Source organism: Streptomyces sp. MP131-18, from assembly GCF_001984575.1.
GTDB classification, from domain to species: Bacteria; Actinomycetota; Actinomycetes; order Streptomycetales; family Streptomycetaceae; genus Streptomyces; species Streptomyces johnsoniae.
The window spans coordinates 6,077,487-6,097,106 of the sequence record NZ_LZNS01000001.1 but is presented as its reverse complement, the minus strand read 5'-3'; the positions used below and the strand labels follow the sequence as shown (position 1 = coordinate 6,097,106).

At 73.4% G+C, this 19,620-nt stretch carries 13 protein-coding genes; 9 read left to right on the top strand and 4 right to left on the bottom strand.

The annotated features are described in order from the left end of the window. Nucleotides 1-125 precede the first annotated feature (125 nt). The 6 genes from STBA_RS27515 to STBA_RS27495 all read left to right on the top strand — a co-directional run bounded on the left by STBA_RS27515 (nt 126) and on the right by STBA_RS27495 (nt 7,942). Nucleotides 126-1,406: an MFS transporter gene (locus STBA_RS27515; protein ID WP_077061779.1), complete on the top strand. Its 1,281-nt coding sequence runs from the start codon at nt 126-128 to the stop codon at nt 1,404-1,406. Next, a complete protein-coding gene (locus STBA_RS27510) occupies nt 1,403-3,220 on the top strand; it encodes a prolyl oligopeptidase family serine peptidase (RefSeq protein ID WP_077061778.1) in 1,818 nt (605 codons plus the stop codon). Before STBA_RS27515 ends, STBA_RS27510 begins: the two co-directional genes overlap by 4 nt. 5 nt (nt 3,221-3,225) lie before the next feature. Then, nucleotides 3,226-3,348, top strand: a complete 123-nt coding sequence (locus STBA_RS39335; RefSeq protein ID WP_290443918.1) for a hypothetical protein — start codon at nt 3,226-3,228, stop codon at nt 3,346-3,348. 92 nt (nt 3,349-3,440) lie between these two features. Then, nucleotides 3,441-5,396: a RiPP maturation radical SAM C-methyltransferase gene (locus STBA_RS27505; protein WP_077061777.1), complete on the top strand. Its 1,956-nt coding sequence runs from the start codon at nt 3,441-3,443 to the stop codon at nt 5,394-5,396. A 12-nt stretch (nt 5,397-5,408) separates the two neighbouring features. Next, nucleotides 5,409-6,068: a DUF5825 family protein gene (locus tag STBA_RS27500; RefSeq protein ID WP_077061776.1), complete on the top strand. Its 660-nt coding sequence runs from the start codon at nt 5,409-5,411 to the stop codon at nt 6,066-6,068. Between the two features lie 176 nt (nt 6,069-6,244). Further along, the gene (locus tag STBA_RS27495; RefSeq protein WP_077061775.1) at nt 6,245-7,942 is read left to right on the top strand and encodes a serine/threonine-protein kinase; all 1,698 of its coding nucleotides are present in this window, start codon (nt 6,245-6,247) and stop codon (nt 7,940-7,942) included. Between the two features lie 26 nt (nt 7,943-7,968). On the opposite strand, the gene STBA_RS36810 is transcribed toward STBA_RS27495, so the two are convergent. After that, the gene (locus tag STBA_RS36810) at nt 7,969-11,016 is read right to left on the bottom strand and encodes a BTAD domain-containing putative transcriptional regulator (protein ID WP_107485123.1); all 3,048 of its coding nucleotides are present in this window, start codon (nt 11,014-11,016) and stop codon (nt 7,969-7,971) included. Nucleotides 11,017-11,360: 344 nt separating this feature from the next. Here STBA_RS36810 and STBA_RS27485 point away from each other — a divergent pair, with 344 nt between their 5' ends. Next, nucleotides 11,361-12,704 (top strand): lipase, encoded by a 1,344-nt coding sequence (locus STBA_RS27485; RefSeq protein ID WP_079252201.1) that lies wholly within the window; start codon nt 11,361-11,363, stop codon nt 12,702-12,704. On the opposite strand, the gene STBA_RS27480 is transcribed toward STBA_RS27485, so the two are convergent. Beyond that, nucleotides 12,691-13,344 (bottom strand): maleylpyruvate isomerase N-terminal domain-containing protein, encoded by a 654-nt coding sequence (locus STBA_RS27480; RefSeq protein ID WP_077061772.1) that lies wholly within the window; start codon nt 13,342-13,344, stop codon nt 12,691-12,693. The genes STBA_RS27485 and STBA_RS27480 overlap by 14 nt on opposite strands. A 197-nt stretch (nt 13,345-13,541) precedes the next feature. Continuing rightward, nucleotides 13,542-14,219 (bottom strand): lytic polysaccharide monooxygenase, encoded by a 678-nt coding sequence (locus tag STBA_RS27475; protein WP_077061771.1) that lies wholly within the window; start codon nt 14,217-14,219, stop codon nt 13,542-13,544. A 365-nt stretch (nt 14,220-14,584) separates the two neighbouring features. Between STBA_RS27475 and STBA_RS27470 the strand changes: the two genes are divergently transcribed. Next, the gene (locus tag STBA_RS27470) at nt 14,585-15,832 is read left to right on the top strand and encodes an MFS transporter (protein ID WP_077061770.1); all 1,248 of its coding nucleotides are present in this window, start codon (nt 14,585-14,587) and stop codon (nt 15,830-15,832) included. A gap of 253 nt (nt 15,833-16,085) precedes the next feature. On the opposite strand, the gene STBA_RS27465 is transcribed toward STBA_RS27470, so the two are convergent. Next, the gene (locus STBA_RS27465) at nt 16,086-18,410 is read right to left on the bottom strand and encodes an RICIN domain-containing protein (protein WP_077061769.1); all 2,325 of its coding nucleotides are present in this window, start codon (nt 18,408-18,410) and stop codon (nt 16,086-16,088) included. Nucleotides 18,411-19,168: 758 nt separating this feature from the next. Between STBA_RS27465 and STBA_RS27460 the strand changes: the two genes are divergently transcribed. Then, on the top strand, nt 19,169-19,585 hold the full coding sequence (locus tag STBA_RS27460) for a hypothetical protein (RefSeq protein ID WP_077061768.1): 417 nt from the start codon (nt 19,169-19,171) through the stop codon (nt 19,583-19,585). The last annotated feature ends 35 nt before the right edge of the window (nt 19,586-19,620 follow it).

Below are 19,620 nucleotides of genomic sequence, written 5' to 3'. Positions count from 1 at the left end.
TTTTTCACATCCCCCCTCAACTTCTGCACACACCCGAGGAGGGCCGGGCCGCTGCTCTACGCGCGTCCTTGTGGCGCTCCACCACCTCTCCTAGCATCCGGTGCTCTCACATCGGAGGAGGTGACATGACGGGTCTCCACAGCAGACACACGACGTCATCACATGACTTCCGGCTCCTGTGGACCGCGTCGGCCGCCGACTCCCTGGGCACCCAGGTCTCCGGCGTCGTCCTCCCGCTGTTACTCCTCGCCGCCGGGCACTCCCCCGCACTCGCCGGCGCCGTCGTGTCGGTGTCCCTGCTCGCCGGACTGGCCGCGGGACCGTTCGCCGCCGTCCTGGCCGACCGCGGCGCGCGCCGCCCCCTGATGGTCTGCGCGGCGCTGACCGGCGCCGCGGCCATGGGCACGGTCGCGTTCCTGGCCACGGGCGACCGGCCGCCCCTGGTCGCCCTGTGCCTGGCGGTGACCGTGGAACGGATCGCCACCTGCGTCTACGCCGCCGCCGCGCAGGGGTGGGTGGCCGCGGTGGTGGCGCCCGCGGGGTATCCGCGGGCGGTCTCCCGGCTCCAGGCCGGCGAACAGGGGGCGCTCGTGGTCGGCCCCGTGCTGGGCGGGGCGCTGTTCCACGCCGCCCGCTGGCTGCCGTTCGCCGTCGACGCGTTCACCTACCTCCTCGCCGTGGTGTGCGTCCGCGGAGTCCGCACCGATCTGGCGCTCGGCACCGGCCGGGGGCCCCGCTGGCGGGGGGCGGCCACGGTGGTCACCGACCTGCGCGAGGGCCTGCGGTTCGTCGGCGGCCGGCCGTTCCTGCGCGGGGTGCTGTGGTGGATGACCGGCGTCAACGGGGTGCTGGCCGCCCTGTACTACGGAGCGGTCTTCACCCTGGAACGGCACGGCGCAGGCACCGTGGCGATCGGCACGGTGCTGGCCGTGGCCGGGGCGGCGGGCGTGGCCGGGGCGCTGATCGCGCCGCGCCTGGCGCGGCGGGTGTCGGCCGCGCGGCTCGCGGTGCTGGTGTCCTGGGCGGTGGTCGTGGTGGCCGCGGGGCTGGCTCTCGCGACCGGGGCGTGGGCCTACGGCGCGCTGTTCGCGATGGTGTCGCTGCTGGTGCCGACCCTGGCCGTGCTGCTGGCCGCCAGGGCCATCGCGGTCACCCCGCCCGATTTGCAGGCCCGGGTCGGCACGGTGCTCAACACCGTCTCCGGGATCGCGACCACCGCCGCGCCGCTCGTCGCCGGCGCCCTGGTCGCCGTGGCCGGCACCGCGGGGGTGGCGGTGGCCGGGGCCGGGGTGATGGCGATGGTGGCGGTGTACGCCTCGCGGGTGGTGGCCCCCGCCCTGCGGGCGTCGGAGGACGGCGCCGCCGCGGCGGCGCTGCCGGGCCCGGCGCGCGAGGAGGCGGGATGAGCGGCGCGGGGACGAGCAGTACGGGGACGAGCGGCGCGGACGCGGGGCAGTTCACCGTCTCCCGGCCGGTCCTGCCGTCGGTCTGCCGTGACAACCCGGCGCTGATGGCGTTCGTCGGGGATGCCCGGGGGCGCTGCGAGGTCTTCGCCTGGCACGCGGGCCGCCGGGAGGCGCGCCAGGTCACCGACCGGCCCGCGGGAACGGTGCGGTGCGCCATCGATCCGCACGGCGTGATCTGGTGGTTCGCGGAACGGGCCGACGGCACCGGGGAGTGGCGGACGCAGGACTTCGCCGGCGGTCCCGACGTTCCCGCGTTCGCCGACGCCGTGCCTCGGGGCCGCCCGGCCGGTCTTGTCCTCCCCGGCGGGACGATGGCCGCGGCCGGTCTTGCGGACGACGAGGGCCTGACCGTGCGGATCGGCCGGCGCGGCGCGCCGCCCCGGCACGTGCTGCGCTTCCCCGGCCGGGCGCGGCTGGCCGGGTACTGCCCGCAGGCCGGGCTGCTGGCCGTCGCCCGCGCCCCCGGGGACCATGAGGCGGTCACCGTCCTCGCCCCGCGCGGCCGGGTCGCCGCGGTACTGTCCGGCCGCGGGGGCCGCGTCTGGCCGCTCGGCTTCGCCCCCGGCCACGCGGAACTGCTGCTGGTGCGCGAACACGCCGACGGCTACCAGGTGGTGACCTGGCGCGCCGACCGGGGCCTCACCGCCCACCCGGGGTGCACGTTCGACACCGAGATCACCGCCCAGTGGTACCCGCGGGGGCGGCGGGTCCTCATCCGGCAGGAACGCCACGGCCGCAGCGTCCTGACCTCGGCCGACCTGGACCGCGCCCGCACCCGGACGGTACCGGCGCCGCCGGGAACGGTGCTGGACGCCACGGCCGAGGCCGACGGCACCGTGCACTGCCTGTTCACCGACACCACGACGCCCGCCCGCGTCCTCTCCTTCGGCCCGACCACCCGGCATCTGCCCCCGCCGCCGCCCTCCCCGCCGCCGCTGGACGCCGAGGTGCGGGAGCGGTGGACCGACGGGCCCGACGGGCCGGTGCACACGCTGCTCGCCCTGCCGCCCGGGCGCACCGCGCCGGGCCCCGTCGTGTTCCTCGTGCACGGCGGGCCCGCACGCCACGACAAGGACGCCTACGACCCGGCCGTTCACTCGCTGGTCGCGTCCGGTCTCGCGGTCGCCCGGGTCAACTACCGGGGTTCCACCGCCTACGGCCCGCGCTGGCGCGCGGCCTGGAGCCGGGGGGTGGGATGGACGCAGATCGCCGACCTGGCGGCGGTGCGCGCCGACCTGGTCGCCGCGGGCATCGCCGATCCCGCGGCGGTGGGCCTGTGGGGCACCTCGTGGGGCGCGTACCTGGTGCTGCTCGCGCTGGGGCGCCAACCCGCGCTGTGGCGGGCCGCGGTCGCCGTCAAGCCCCTCGCCGACTACGTCACCGCCTGGCACCTGGCCACCCCGGCGCTGCGCGCGCTGGACAGCGAACTGTTCGGCGGTACCCCGGAGCAGGTGCCCGAGCGCTACGCGCGCTCCTCCCCCCTGACGTACGTCTCGGCGGTCCGCGCGCCCCTGCTGGTCATCGCCGCGAACCGGGACGCCAAATGCCCGCCGGAACAGGTGCGCAGCTACCTGAACGCGCTGCGCGAGGCCGGCGGGCGCTGCGAGGAGCTGTGGCTGGACTCCGGCCACGACGGCCTCGACGGTGCCGACCACGTGCGCGTGCTGCGGCACGGCCTCTACTTCCTGGCCCGTGGACTGCGCACACCACGGGCCGGGTTGGTCCCGCCCCACCGGTCCCCCGAGAGGAGGTAGCCCCCATGGAGAAGGACGTCATCGAGAACGACCCGCTGGAGCACGAAGCCGAAGGCCGCTCGCCCGCGGTCACCGTGACCATCACGGTCCCGCTGATGAGCCCCGAGGACGAAGACCTCGAGGTGTGACACGCCGCGGCCGGCCCGGCCACGGGCCGGCCGCCCCGCCCGCCCCGCCCCAGTTTTTCCTCACCGCAGCTCAACTCCCGGAGGGAGCAGCCGTGCGCGTGCTTCTGATCAACATGCCGTGGTCCCCCATCGACCTGCCGTCGCTGGCCCTGGGCATCCTCACCCGCAGCGTGAACGAGAAGGTGCCCGGCGCACGGGCATCGGTCGTCCACGGCAACCTCGACTACTTCGACTGGCTCACCGCCCAGCCCGGATTCGGCGACTTCACCGCGGACGACTACGGCTACTACGCCCTGTCCTCCTACTTCCTCGGCTGCGGCGACTGGGTGTTCTCCGCCGCCCTGTACGACGATCCCGGCCGGCGCGTCGAGGAGTTCGGCAGGGCGATGCGCCGCCCGCTGGGCGAGGAGCGCCTGGCGCAGGCCATCACCCTCCACCGGGGGGCGGGCGGTTTCGTCCGCCGGCTCGCGGAGGAGGTCGTGGCCCAGCGGCCCGACGTCGTGGGGTTCACCTCCACGTTCCAGCAGAACACCGCGGCGCTCGCCGCCGCCCGCGCCGTCAAGCAGCTGGCCCCCGGCACCGTCACCGTCATGGGCGGCGCCAACTGCGACAGCGCGCAGGGCGAAGCCGTGCACCGCAACTTCCCCTTCGTCGACTACGTCGTCCGCGGGGAGGGCGAGGTCGCGTTCCCCGCGCTCCTCAACGCGCTGCGCGACAGCGGCGATCTGGCCCGTATCCCGGGCCTGTGCTGGCGCGACGGGACCGGCAGCCGCGTCAACCCCATGGCCACCGCCCCGCTGCCGCCGGCGGCCATCGTCTCCCCCGACTACGCCGGCTACCTGGAGCGGCTCGCCGCCTCGGGCGCCCGCCACATGATCGAGCCCAAGCTGGTGATCGAGGGGGCCCGCGGCTGCTGGTGGGGCGAGAAGCACCACTGCACCTTCTGCGGCCTCAACGGCTCGTTCATGCAGTTCCGCAGCAAGTCGCCCGACGCGTTCTACGAAGAGATCGTCGGCATGGCCCGCGAGCACCGGGTGCTCGACATGTACATCGTCGACAACATCCTCGACATGAACTACGTGACGACCCTGCTCCCCCGGCTCATCGACAGCGGCTACGACCTGCGCATGCACGTGGAGATCAAGGCCAACATGCGCCGCGAGCAGTTGCAGACCCTCGCGGACGCGGGGCTGGTGTTCGTCCAGCCGGGCATCGAAAGCCTCAACACCCGCGTGCTCGGGCTGATGGACAAGGGCGTCACCGGGTGCCAGAACGTACGGATGCTCCGCGACGGCGCCAGCACCGGGCTGTCCGTCTCCTGGAACTACCTCTACGGCTTCCCCGGGGAGACCGAGGCCGACTACGAGCCCGTCATCGCGCAGCTGCCGGCCCTGGAACACCTCAATCCACCGACGGGCCTGTCGGCGCGCATCGCCATCGAACGCTTCAGCCCGTACTTCAACCGCCCGGAACTCGGCTTCGACGAGCTGCGCCCCGCCGAGCCGTACCGGCTCACCTACGACCTGCCCGAGCACGAACTGTTCGATCTGGCCTACATCTTCGACGCGCCGCCGCGCGGCATCACCTCCCGCACCGCGAAGCAGCTCAACCAGGCCCTGAGCACCTGGATGACGGCCAATCCCACCAGCCGCCTCGTCCAGCACGACCTGGGCGACCGGATCGTCCTGCTCAACCGGCGCCGCACCTTCTCCTGGACCACCCATGTCCTCGACGACCCGTTCGAGTTGGCCGCGTTCCAGCTGCTCGAACAGCCCCGCACCCCGCGCACCCTGATCCGCAAGCTGGACGAACGGTTCCCGCGCGCCGACGCCGCCGCCCGCGTTCCGCTCCTGCTCACCACCTGGCACGAACTCGGGCTGCTGTTCACCGACGCCGGCCACCACGTCCACGTGGTCCCCACCGCCGTCAACGACGACATGCTCCGCCTCGGCTTCATGCGCAACGTCACCACCGCCGCCGCGGAACGGGGCACCGACGCCGACACCGGCACCGTCGCCGGGCGCAGCCCCGCACCGCAGCCCGCCTGAGCTGGGAGACCCATGGACACCCCACCCGTGCTCCGCGCCTGGCGCGACTACGACGCCCGCGTGCTCGACGCCCCGGGCATGTACCTCGGTGACATCCCCCTCACGGGCTCCGCCCGCGCACTCGTCGACCGCCTGTGGGACCTCGGCGCGCGTTACGTCGAGATCCCCGCCCTCGTCGACCTCGGCGACCCGGCCGGGCCCGCAGAGCCGGAGCTGACCGTTCACGTCCTCTCGCTCGTACGGGATCTCACCGCGCAGGCCATCTACACGCAGTGGCACCTCCGGCTCCCCGCCGGTCCGCGGACCGCTCCCTCGTGGATGCCCTTCAGCCACCTGCACCCGCCGGCCACCCTGCTCGGCGTCCCCGACGCCGCCACCCACCTCGCCCGCTGGCGCGCCACCCACTACCTGGGCAAGTGCCAGTGGCGCCGCGGACCCGGCTTCTACCAGCTCCGCGACCGCCGCTTCGGCGGCCTCCGCCGCTACACCCTCACCGATCCGGCCTACCGCAGCGCCGTGGACACCCTCATCCCCGGCGCCCCGGCCGAGGCCGTTCCGGAGCCCGTCCTGGCCGCCCTCGCCGCCGAACACCTCGCCCACCCCGTCGGTACGCACGTCTGCTGGCTCCCCTACGCCACCCGCCGCTGGACCCAGAGCGCCATGCTCATCTGAGGCGGGCCGCCAACCGGCTCAGGGCAGGCGGCAGTTGGGGCGACATGGCTGTGACGGGGCTGTTACCCGGTGCGGACACGGGCCGCTTCTCCCGGTGCGGGACGGAGCCTACGATACATAGGGAGTTGCCGCACGCACGCTGGGCGACGAAGCGAAGGGCTACGGCGGGGGTGGACATGGGGGAGCACCGGGACGCGGCGGGCTGGGCACCGGCCCCCGTCGCACCGCTCCAGTCATGGGACCCGCGGGACGTATCCGGCTACCAGCTCCAGGGGCGGCTCGGCTCCGGGGGGATGGGCACGGTGTACCTCTCGCGGACCAGGGGCGGGCAGCCCGTCGCCCTGAAGGTGGTCCACGCGGACCTCGCCGGGCAACCGCGGTTCCGCAAACGGTTCCAGCAGGAGGTGCATGCGGCCCGCCGGGTGCGCGGCCGCTACCTCGCGCCCGTCGTGGACAGCAACACCGAGGGCCCCGTGCCCTGGCTGGCCGCCGAGTACATCCGCGGCCCCGCCCTGTCCCAGGCGCTGAACGCGAGCGACGGCGGACTCGATCCGCGCACGGTGCTCCGGCTCGTCGCGGGCATCGCCTCGGCGCTGGCCGACATCCACGCGGCAGGGGTGATCCACCGGGACCTCAAGCCGGGGAACGTGATGCTGGCGGGCGACGGGCCGGTCGTCATCGACTTCGGCATCGCGCGGGCCGCCGACGCCACCTCCCTGACGGGCACCAGGACCCGCGTGGGCACCCCCGGTTTCATGGCCCCGGAGCAGGCGGTGGGCAGCGAGATCACCGCGGCCACCGACGTGTTCGCCCTCGGGCTGACGGCCTGCGTCGCCGCCGCCGCGCAACACCCCTACGGGGACGGCCCGCCGGACGCGATGCTCTACCGGATCGCGCACACCGAGGCCGATCTCGACGCCTGCCCGGCCGAGCTGCGCGGGCTCGTCGGGCCCTGCCTCCGCCGGGCGGCGGCGGACCGGCCCTCGGCCGCCGAAGTCCTGGCCCGCTGCCGGGAGCTGGCCGCGGAGTGGGGCCTGGACGACGGCCCGCTGCCCGCCGTCGGCTGGCTCCCGTTCGCCGTCCGGGACCCGGCGCCGGACGCCCCCACCCTCACGGGGCCGCCGCCCCCGCCGGCGGCGGTGCCGCAGCATCCGGACGTCCCGCGGTTCCTGTCCGCGCCGGTCCCCGCGCCGCTGACCCATGGCACGGTGTCGGGCCCCGGCACGCCGCCGCCCGCGGCCGGGACGCGGCGTGACAGCCGTTACCTGCTGATCGCCGCGCTCGCGGTGGTACTCGTCGCGGGGCTGGGCGCCGGCGCCGTGCTCGCAGGCGTCTGGAACGGTGAGGACGACGGTTCGGGCGGCCAAGTCGGCGGCGAGTACCCGGCGGACGGCGGGACGGACGACAAGGACGGGGCCGCGGGCGGCGGGGACCAGGACATCCAGGAACCCAGTATTCAGGAGCCGGACACCCAGGAACCGGACCACGGGGAACCCGACACCCAGGAGCCGGACCACGAGGAGCCGGAGGGCGGGACCGCGGCGGGCGGGATTCCGGACTTCTTCCTGGGCACGTGGACCTCCACCCCCGTCTGGGACGGCGAGGAGCACACCCGCGTCATGGAGATCCAGCAGGCGGCGCCCGGCGAAACGGCGATGACGCTCACCGCGGACGGGCCGGGCTACCACTGCGAGTTCGCGGCCGACCTGCTGACCGTGGCCGGGGAGACGGTCGAACTGACCGCCAGCGAGGTGACGGTGGCCGAGGGTGCCTGCCAGCAGGGCGACCCGACCGTCCTGGTCCCCGTCGGCGACCAGCTCCGCCGCGACAACACCGACGGCCAGGCCCCACTGACCTACACCCGCACCGGGTAACCGCCCCGCCCGGGCGGCGCCCGGCGCTACTCGCTGACCTCCCCGCCGGGCTCAGCCCGTTCCGCTCGTTCCGCCCGTTCCGCCCGTTCCGCCGCGGCCAGTCGGGCCCGCACGTCGGCCGCCTGGGGCAGGTCGAGTGCCTCGTAGTGGCCGAGCGCCAGGCGCCAGTGCGCGCGGGCCTCGTCGTGCGCGCCGAGTCCGGCGTGAACGGCGGCGGCGCCCGCGTGCGTGTCGGCGAGCATCTTGCGCTGGTCGGCCTCGGTGGCCAGGGCCACGGCCTCGTCGTACAGGCGCAGCGCCGCCGCCGGGTGCCCCGCGGCCGCGTGGGTGGCTGCCAGTTCGTTACTGGTCTCGATGAGCGAACCCGCGTCGCCCACGTCGTGCGCGAGCGTCAGGGCCTCCTGATGCAGAGCCAGCGCCTGCTCGTGATCGCCTCGCTCGCGGCAGAGGACGCCGAGCAGGCGCAGACAGTCGCCCTCGACGCCCCGATAGCCCGTCTTCCGGGCCATGGCCAAGGCGCGGGTGGCCTGTTCGCGCGCCTGCTCCCCGCGCCCCATGAGCGCGCACAGCTCCGCGAGACCGGCGCGCACGTTCGACTCGTTCGTCTCGTCGCCGTGGCGCCGGCAGAGTTCGAGGGCGTTTTCCATCTGGCCCAGGGCCTCTTCGTACCGGCCGAGGCCCTTGAGGGAGACGACCATATTGACCGTGGCCGCCCGGCGCAGTGTCCACGGCCCCGTCGGGCCGTTCCGCGCCAGGGCCAGCTCGAAGTGGTCCAGGCCCTTGGACAGCTTCCCCCGCCGCACGTTCGCGATGCCCAGGTTGTTGTGCGCGATGGCCTGCAACTCCGGCTCCCCGGCCTGCTCGTAGGCGGTCAGGGACTGCTGGAGATGGCTGATCGCCTCCTCGTGGTCCCGGCCGAGCCGGCTCAGGGTCAGGCCGAGGCGGCCGCGGGCGTGGGCCTCCGTGAGCAGGTTGCCGACGGCCCGGGACTCCTGGAGCTCGCGGACGGACAGCGTGATCAGTTCGTCGAGGTAGCCGCCGATGTCCAGGTAGCGCCAGATGGTCTCCGCCATGTCGATGGTGAAGGCCGCATCGCCGTGCCTGACGATCTCCAGCAGGTTGTCGCGTTCGGCGTCGAGCCAGCGCAGCGCATGGTCGTGCGAGGCGAGCGGGGGCGCCTCGCCTCCCCAGGCGGGCACCTTCGGCCTCCGGTAGGACTCGTACGGCGTGACGGCGTCCATGGCGGCGGAGGCGGTGGACAGGTAGAAGTCCAGCAGCCGGTTCAGGGCGGCCTCGCGCGCGGCGGTGCCGTCGGTGGCCGCGGCGAGTTCGGCGGCGTAGGCGCGCAGCAGATCATGCGGCTGGTACCGGCCGCCGGAGACCTGGTCGACCAGGTGGGCCCGCAGCAGTACCGTCAGCGCGCGGCGCGCCTCGCGCGGCCCGAGGCCGGCCATGGCCGCGACCGCGTAGGCGTCCGTGTCGTGCCCCGGATGCAGACCGAGGAGGCGGAACACGCGGGCGACGGCCGGGTCCAGCCGCCGGTAGGACCAGGAGAACACCGCGCGCACTGCCGTATGCGGATCGCCGTCGGCGTCCAGCAGGTCCAGCGAGCCCTGCTGGTCCGCGAGTTCATGGGCCAGATCGGCCAGGCAGCTGGCGGGCCGGGACCTGGCCAGCTCGGCGGTGATCCGCAGCGCGAGGGGCAACCGCGCGCACCGCTCTATCAAGGCGTCGGTCGCCGCCGGCTCGGCCGCCACCCGGGCGCCGAGCGCCTCGCGGAGCAGATCCCGTGCTTCCCCGCGCGACAGCCGGTCCAGGCTGACCCGGTGGGCGCCCTCGCGGGCCACGAGCCCGGCCAGCGCGTCCCGGCTGGTGACCAGCGCGAAGCACGCCGGGCTGCCAGGCAGCAACGGTCGCACCTGCTCCACGCTGCGGGCATTGTCCAGCACCACGAGCATCCGGCGCCGGTCCACCAACGTGCGGAACCGCGCCGCCCGTTCGGCCGTGTCCTGGGGAATCGCCGCGCCGTCCAGGCCCAGCCCGCGCAGGAACCCGCCCAGCGCGTCCTCCGGGGCCACCGGCTGGTCCGGTCCGTAACCACGCAGGTCGACGTACAGCTGGCCGTCGGGAAAACGCTCCCGCACCCGGTGCGCCCACCGCACGGCAAGCGCCGTCTTCCCCACCCCGGCCGTCCCGGCCACCGCCGAGACGACCGCGGGACCGGTGCCCGACAACAGCCCGTCCAGCTCCGCCAGTTCCGCCTCCCGCCCCGCGAACCCGGCCACGTCGCCGGGCAGCTGCGCGGGAACGGCCACCTGCGGCTGCCCTTCCCCGCCGACGTTCACCGGCTCCCCCGCCAGCATCCGCCGTTCCAGCTCCCGCAGTTCGGGCCCCGGCTCCAGACCCAGCTCCTCGACGAGCGTCTCCCGCGCCTCCCGGTACGCCGCCAGCGCCTCACTCTGCCGCCCCGACCGGTACAGCGCGATCATCAGCAGCCCGTGCAGCCGTTCGCGCAGCGGATGCTCCCGTACCAGACCGGTCAGCTCGCCGATGACCGCCGTGTACGCCCCGCACGCCACCTCGGCCTCGCAGAGGGCCTCGTGCGCGACCAGCCGGCGTTCGGCCAGCCGGTGCGCCCAGTCGCCGAGCGCCGGGACATCCGTCTCCGCGAACGGGACGCCGTGCCACAGCGCCAGCGCCTGCCGTAAGACGCCGACCGCCCGTCGCGGGTCACGGCCGGCGAGGTCCACGCCCTCGCCGACGCGTGCCTCGAAGCGCTCCGCGTCCACCTCCCCCGGCAGCACCCGCAGCCGGTACCCGTCCGGGCCGAAGGTGAGCCGGTCGGGCTCGCCGAGCGTGCCCCGCAGCCGGTGCACGTGAAGGTGCAGCCGCTGCCCGGCCCGCGCGTCCGGCCGTTCCCCCCACAGCGCTTCGGTCAACACGTCCACCGGCACCACCTGGTTGGCCCGCGCCAGCAGCACACCCAGCAAGACGCGCTGCAACCGCCCCGTCACGGGCTCGCCGCGCCCGTCCGCCCGCCGGATCTCCGCCGGGCCCAAAACGACAAACTCCATGAACTCCCGTCCCCCCGTTCGGCAATCACCCACAGTGTGACGTACCTGTCACCGAAGCCGTGCGCGCCACGAAAGCGAGATGAAAGCGCCGCCGCCATTCTTGTCGGGTGCAGGGGCACTGCCGGCCGCCAACCGGCGTATGCGCCCCTCGGGGGAGACGGGCCGGCGGCGTCACAACCGCCGGCCCGCCGAGCGCGAGAGCGGAACACCGGACAGAACGGACAGCGGCCACCCGGCACTAGGGGCATCCCCATGGCGGCAGGTGGACCTGTCACCACCTCGGATCGGTGCTTGGACCCACCGCGCGGAACCGGCCTGACGACCAGGCTGAGGACTCCGGAACCATGTCGATCCAGAGGGAAGTACGAAATCCGATGCGTGCCCCCGTCATTGCCGCGTCCTGCGCGGCGCTGCTGCTGACTCTCACTCCCGCCGCGGCAGCCGTCGCGCCGACCGCCGCTCCCGCGGTGCCCGCGGCTCCCGCCGCGGGGCATGAGCGGCACCACCGCGGCGCGCTCGTCTCCGCCGAACTGCTCTACACCCTCGACGGCCGTGCGGACGCCGCCGCCGAACTGGCCGCCGCCGGGTTCGACGGCAGTGTGGCCCGTTACGGCGTCGACGCGTACCGGCTGGTGTACCGGACCGTCGACGCGGCCGGGCGGCCGACCACCGCCAGCGGGCTGCTCGCGCTGCCCCGGACCCGCCACGGCGCGTTGCACCCGGTGTCCTTCGCCCACGGGACCGGCGTGCACAAGGAGGACGCGCCGTCGATGCAGCGGCAGAACTTCGTCAGCGCGGCGACGATCAGTTACGCGGCGGCGGGCTTCGCCGGGGTCGCGCCCGACTACCTCGGCATGGGGCTCGGGCCGGGCGTTCACCCGTGGATGGACGTGCCCTCGGAAACGACGGCCTCGCTCGACATGCTGCGCGCCTCCCGCGCCTTCGCGCCGGGCACCGGCCACACGCTGCGGCGGAACGTGCTGGTCACCGGCTTCTCGCAGGGCGCCTCGGCCGCGCTCGGCCTGGGGCGTGCCCTCCAGGAGGGCGAGGACCGGTGGTTCCGGGCGGGCGCGTTGGCACCGGTGAGCGGCGCGTACGACTTCGTCGGCACGACACTGGAGTCGCTGCTCGACGAGGACCGGGTCGCGCCCGAGTACGGCGCGGTGTACGCGGCGTACGCGCTGGTGTCGGTCAATCGTCTGCACGGCGGCGTGTACCAGGACCCGGCCGAGGTGTTCCGATCGGAGTATGCCGATTCCGTCGAGGAGTTGTTCGACGGAACGCACACCGGCCGGGAGATGATGGACGGCCTGCCGGACTCGGCCGAGGAACTGCTGACGGAGCGCGGCCGCCAGTTGCTGGCCGCCCCCACCGGATCGTTCGCCACGGCCCTGGCGGCCGCGGGCCGCGTGTGCACGGACTGGGCTCCGCGGATGCCGACGCGGCTCTACATGGCGACGGGCGACGAACAGGCCGTCGTGGAGAACACCGCGTGGTGCCACGCCGAGTTGCGGGAGAACGGGCGGGACGTGCCGGTCGTCGATCTCGGCGCGGTGGACTACCAGGGGTCCCGGCACCTCGGCTCAGGCGTCGCCGCCACCGCGGCCACGATCGACTGGTTCCGCGTCCTGACCGGCCAGGACGGCAGCGCGGCGGCGGCCGCGGGGCTGCCGCTCAGCCGACGCTGAGCGGCAGCCCCGCGGCGAACGCGCCCAGCGCGGCGCCCTCCGCGTCGGTCGGTGTGCGGCGCCCGGTGCCGATCAGCAGCGCGTCCTCGTCGGAGAACGAGGCGGGGAACGGGGTCCCGGCGATCTTTTCCAGCAACGCGCGTGCCGCCGCGAGGGACTCGGCGGGCGGACCGGCGGCCGATGGCAGATGCGCGATGAGGTCGAGGTGGTGCAGGGTCCATTCGAGCACGTACGCGGACAGGAAGTCGCCGACGGTCAGCACCTCGTCGCGGGTGCTGACGCGGGCGGCCGGGTCGGCGAGTCCGGCGGCGCGGCCCGCGGCGGAACCGACGTCGTCGAAGTGGAACTTCAGCCACCGCGGCTCGCCGTATGCGGCGGCCAGCCGGGGGATCAGCGCATCGAGCGGGTCCTCGCCGGTCGGGGGCTCGACCAGATCCCAGTAGGTGACCGCGTCCACGGTCGGTTCGCTTTCGGCGGGCGTGACCAGGGTGATCAGGACGTCCTGCGCGCCGATGACCAGGTGGCACACCAGGTCCCGCACGAGCCAGCCGGTACAGCCCGATGGCCGGTCGAAGTCCTCGTCCGGGGTTTCGGCCACCGCCGTGCGCAACGCCGTCCAGGAGCGCGAGAAGAGATCCACCGGCGCACGGTAATCCCCTGGCCGGACGACGGACAAGCGGATTCGGACGGCCGGCCCGCGTTCCCCGGCCCGTTCCCCGGCCGGCGTTCCCCGGCCCGGCCGAGGGGGCGTCGGCACGGCGCAACGGCACCGCCCCACCGGGCCCCTGACGGGGACCCGGCGGGGCGGTACAAAGCTCACCGGCCGGCTGGCCGGGCTCAGCCGAAGTTGACGTCGCTGCAGATGAAGTACGTCTGGTCCAGGTGCGATGCCTGCCAGATCGTGTAGACGATGTGGTGGCCACTGCGGCCGGGGGCGCTGACGTCGAAGGTGATGTCCTGCGCCGGCGGGTAACTACCGGTTTCCTCCACCAGTTCGAGGTCGTCCCAGCCCAGGGCCTGGGTGGTGGGATCGAAGCCCTGCTTGGTGACGTACACCTGGAAGTAGTCCGCGCCGTGGCTGGCCGTGTCGTACAGGTGGACGCTGAAGTTGCTGCTGACGTCCGTCGTGGTCCACGGGCCCGGGTTGTCGAGCGAGCTGGCCAGGCCGCCCTGGGCGTCACCGGCGCTGCACAGCTTCCCGTTGGGGATCGCCCCCTGGAAGTTGCCGGCCAGGTTCTCCCGGAACAGGCTCATCCAGTTCCACATGGTGTTCGGGTTGGCCTGGAAGGCCTGCCAGCACATGGGGTCTTCCTGCTCCATGGCCGGGTTCATGTGGTCGCTGCCCCAGCGTTCCCAGCAGCCGTAGTTGCGGGAGGCGGGGTCCACGATCGAGCCGTGGGCGCTGGCCGATTCGGTCCAGGGGCTCATGAACAGGGCGAGCAGGCCGACGACACCGGCCAGCACCGGTGCGATCACCCGCAGCGTCCAGCGGCGTGTGGGGGTATCTGCGTACATTGTGCGGTCTCCGTCTTCCGGAAGAGGGGGGTCGGGGTGGTTCCGGTGTGGGAGCGCTCCCAAGATTACGGGAACCTTACCCGCCGACACACCACCGAAACAGCCCTCGCGCACGTCGAGTTCGCGCCCCCACCCGTCGTCACCGCGGCAGCCCCGCTAGCATTGCCCCGGTCGCCCGGGCCCGCCTTGGTCCGGGTCCGACGTTTCTCCTCCGCCCGGTGTCGGGGTGGCGGCGAGGGCGCGTGTCCCGTCCCGCCGCAACTCTGGACGCCCCCCGGCGGGCCGGGGGCCGCGCCCTTCCGTACCACCCAGGCGCCGGCGGCCCCAGGCGGCCCGCCCCGCCGGGCGGCGATGAAGGACATCTCATGCCCCGCGCCGCCACCGGCTACCGTCCCCTGCTGCGCACTCCCGGCGCCGCCGCCTTCTTCCTCACGGCCGCTGCCGGGCGCGTCGGCATCGCCATGACCGGCCTCGGCCTGGTCTGGTTGCTGCACGCCCGCACCGGCTCCTACGGCACCGCCGGCCTCGCCACTGCCGGGTTCGCGCTCGCCGAGGCCCTGCTCGGCCCGCAACTGGCCCGTCTGACCGACCGGTTCGGCCAGCCCCGCGTCCTGCCGTTCTCCCTGCTCGCCCACGGCGCCGCCATCGCCGGTGTGCTGGCGGCCGCCACCCCCGCCGCCGCGATCACCGCCGCCACCTGCGCCGGCGCGGCCGTTCCCCAGCTCGGTGCCCTGTCCGCGGCCCGCTGGGCCCACCTGCTGCGCGGCGAACGGGCCGGCGAGCTGCCCGCCGCCTTCTCCCTGGAATCTCTGGCCAACGCCACCGCCTTCCTCCTCGGGCCGGTCCTGGTCACCTCGCTCGGCGCGGCCGGCGGCGCGACCCTGGCCAGCACCATTGCCGCGGCCCTGATCCTCGGCGGGGCGGGGGCGCTGGCCGCCCAGGGCCGCACCGCGCCCCCGCCCAACCGCGAGCACACCGAACGTGCCCGCACCGGCAGGACCCTGCACCGGTCGGCGTTCCTCCTCCTCGCCCTGCTCAACCTGGCCATCGGGCTGTACTTCGGCACCATGGGGGTCGCCGTGAGCGCCTTCGCCATCGGCCACGGGACTCCCGGTGCCGCCGCGCCGATCATCACCGTCGCCGCGCTCAGCGGGCTGCTCGCCGGCTGGCTCTACGGGCTGCGGCAGCACCCGGCCCCGGCGCGCCGCCAACTCGTCATCGCCGCCGCCTGTCTCACGGGCGCGGCGCTGCCGCTTCCCCTCGCGCCGTCCGCCGTCTGGCTCGGCGCGGCGGTGGCCGCCACGGAGGCGGCGGTTCCGCCCACGCTCGTCCTGCTGAACGTCCTCACGGAACGGACCGTCCACCCGGCCGTCCTCACCCAGGCCCTCGCCTGGAACAACTCCGCCAGTGCGGCCGGTTCGGCACTGGCGGCGTCCCTCGCCGGGCGCGCCGCCGACACATGGGGGGCCTCCGCCGCCCTCGCGCAGGCCCCCGCGGCCGGGCTCCTCCTCCTCGCCCTCTCGCTCGTCCTGGCACGCGTCCTCTCACCTGCCGCTCGGCGGTCGGGCGGGGCGCCTGGGCCGGGTGGTCCGGACGAGAGCCGCGCCGCGTAGTGCCGTGGGGCGGTGGGGCGGTGGGGGGGCGCCCGGAACGGCCATGCCCGGCATATCGAACGCTGATCGGCTGCCGGACGCCGCGGACTGTAGGCGCTCCGCTTAAGACCCGACAGCCCCGGGCCACGGGTCGCCACCGGCCGCTCAGGCGGAACGGAGCCGCCGAACGGCCGGGGGGCCGTCTCCCGCAGGGGAGACGGCCCCGTTCACGCTGCTTCGCGCCTTCGGGTCCTGGCCGGGTGGCCGGGACCGGTCAGCGGAGGTAGACGTTCGGCTGCGGTGGGCGGGTCATGCCGGCCCCCAGGAAGTAGCTGGGGTGCGGCGGTTGGTTGTAGGCGGTGTTCTGCCAGGCCAGCGCGACCCGGTACTGGGCGTCGTGGGCCAGGGTGTGCAGTTTGACGTCCGTCGCGGTGCTCGTGGCATAGATCCGCAGAGCGTTGTTGTCCGAGTGCCGCCAGATGACCTCCTCGCGCCAGTCGCCGAACAGGTCGCCGGACAGGACGGGGGTGGACTTGGTGCCGTTGCTGGCGGCCACGCCGCTCGCGGTCAGCAGGCGGGTGTCGCCGCCGGTGCCGTACTTGTCGATGCGGGTGCCGTCCAGCAGTTCCCGCACGGGGTCGGCGTCCCACCAGGCGAGGAAGTTCGCCGAGGAGGGGTTGCGTCCGACATTGCCGCCGGAGGAGTTGCGCAGCTGGTTCATGTTCGGGCCGGAACCCCAGAACTCCGCGCCGGGGTTGCCGGCGTAGATGTCCGCGGCCACGCCACGCCCCGGTCCCTCGGAGCCACTGGTCGGGGTGCGGTGGATGTTCTGGCCGGTGCGGGCGTCGTGCAGGTCGGAGCCCGGCTGGTTGCCCGACTCGTGGATGGAGAAGACCTCAAGCCCCGAACGGGAGGGCACGAAGTCGCCCACGTGCAGGGCGTCCCCGTGGCCGTAGCCCGTGGAGTACATCAGGCGGCCGTTGTCATCAATGGTCGCCGCGCCGTAGACGATCTCCTGCCGGCCGTCGGCGTCGACATCCGCGATGGACAGCTGGTGGTTGCCCTGCCCGTAGGCGGCGCCGTTGCCCGAGGCGTTGGAGTCGAACGTCCAGCGCCGGGTGAGCTGCCCGTCCCGGAAGTCCCAGGCCGCGATGACGGCGCGGGTGTAGTAGCCGCGCGCCATGACCAGGGAAGGGCGCTGGCCGTCGAGGTAGGCGGTGCCGGCCAGGAAACGGTCGACCCGGTTGCCGTAGTCGTCGCCCCAGGACGGGACACTGCCCCGCGGAGGTTCATAGTTGACGGTGTCCATCTCCGCGCCGGTCTGCCCGTTGAACATCGTCAGGTACTCGGGGCCGCTCAGGATGTAGCCGCCGGAGTTCCGGTGGTCCGCGTTCGCGTTGCCGATCACGCCGCCCTGCCCGTCGCGGGTGCCATCAGCCGTCTTCATCGCGACCTCGGCGCGGCCGTCGCCGTCGTAGTCATAGACCTGGAACTGCGTGTAGTGCGCGCCGGCCCGGATGTTGCGGCCCAGATCGATGCGCCACAGCCGCTGGCCGTTCAGCTGGTAGGCGTCGATGTAGACGTTGCCGGTGACCCCGGACTGGGAGTTGTCCTTGGCGTTGTCCGGGTCCCACTTGACGATCAGCTCGTACTGACCGTCACCGTTCACATCCCCCGGGCTCGCCTCGACCGGCGTGTACCCGGAGCCGGGCCGCTGGAGGGGGACGTCGAGGTAGTTGCCGCCGGTGAAGCGCAGCGAGCCTTCCGACGGTTCCTGCTCGGTGCCGTCCACCACCGCACGCACGGTGTAGGCGGCGTCGGCGGGAGCGCCCCGGTCCAGGTAGTTGGTGGAGTCGGTGATCGGCGAACCGTTCACCTTGGTCGAACCGCGGTAGACGTTGAACGCCGTGTCGTAACCTTCGGTGCCGAGCAGCCGCCAGGACACCAGGTTCCCGTCACCCGAACGGACCGACACCAGACCCCGGTTGAGGTCCTCCATCTGGAGGGCCTCGCCGGTCGGCGGGTCCGGGTCCGGGTCCGGGTCCTCGCCGACCGGGACCAGCTGCCACTGCTGATTGGCACCGTTGTTGTCGGTGTACTGGGAGACCCGGGCGCCGTCCGCCGTGGACCGCTCCCACACGTCCAGCGCCTTGCCGCTGCGGCGGTTGATCAGCTGCACGTAGCCGCTGTCGGTGTCCACGACGCGGAACTGCTGGTTGGTGCCGTTGCTGTCGGGCCACTGGATGACATTGGCCCCGTCCGTGGTGGAAAGCCCCTCGATGTCCACCACTTGGCCGCTGTGCACGGACTTCAGGCGGTAGTAGCCACCACCCGAGTCGACGAACTGCCACTGCTGCCAGGCCCCGTCGTCACGCGACCACTGAACGATCGGCGCCCCGTCGGCAGTGGCCGCGTCGCTCACGGACATCACCTTGCCGCTGTGCCGGTTGACCAGCACGTATGACGCGTTCGTGTCGATGACCGCGGCCTGCGCCGCGGGCGCCGGAAGAGCGACCAGCGACACCGCGGCCATCAGCACGACCAGCACCGAGGCCAGCAGTCCACGGGTACTTCGGAATCTGCGAAGCGAGAGATACATGACGGCTCCTTCGAAAGCGATTACCGAGCCACGCACCCACCGAGCAACCAACGATGAAACGATTCATGACCACGGCGCAAGAACAGCCCGTGATCGAATCGAGCGGGTGTGGGAGCGCTCCCGCAGCGTAGAACCGCCGCTTCCGGAACCGCAAGATGCGTGCGTCGAACACATTCAACCGACGAGCGGCGGCCGCGCGGCAGCCGGACGCGCAGCACCGCGAAAGGACCCAGATAGAAAGCGCGTTCGCCTGGCCGCCCCGACCGGGCCGCGGCACTGGCCGCCACTCCAAGCCCGCGCCCGCCCGCCAACCGCGCAGCACCAGCTCGCCCGCACACGAAAAAGCTTGCTGCGGCGCACCATTCTGATCGATTGTGATCGCATTCGATGCGATCGGGTCCATTCTATTGACCCCTGTTTACCTCTGTTCAATGATGCGAATCGGTGGTCGGCCCTGGACACCTGACACATGCTCGGCTGACGTGGAGGAGGACTTCATGCGGCACGAGGGCCGACCCGCCGAACATCAGCTGGACCTGAGCCGGGGCCAGCGGCTGGAGCCGTCGGAGGGCGTGCTCCGGCGTGGTTCCGGCTTCACACCGGATGAGGCATCGATCCGGGTGCTCAGACCAAGTCCGTGAGGGAAGCGGGGGCGCGACCCGAAGGATACGGATGATGGAGTGCACCAACGGTCCCGCACGCGCGGGCGTGCGACGTGAAGGTGCTGAAGGGTTACGGCGGCGGGTGCCGCAGGAGTCGTGCGCGGCTCGACGCTGCCGTGGGCGACCGGCAGCGAGCAGTCCGGCTCCGATGCCTCGGGCTGGACGGCCGTCGTCGTGCCGCACTTCTCCAACGACGCGCACTCGTTCGACGAGTGGATCACCGACTCGGACGAGGGCACCGTCGCGGTCCAGTCGGCCATGAGTGCAATCCCCTGGCTCAAGACCTTTATCGACAACGACACCCGCTACAACCGGTCCCTGTGCCAGGACCTGGCTGGCTGGAACGGCAACTCCGGCTACCAGAACGCAGGCCGGTACGAGCCGGCGATCACCCCCGTCCGCCCCGCCCGGATCTTCGCCAGGACCTGTGAGGTCACCAACGGCGGAACCGGCACCCCCGCCACCGACCGGGACTCCCTCGGCGCCTACCGCCCGGTCCCGACACCCACTTGAGCGGCACACCGCCCCTCGCGGTAAACCCCCACGGC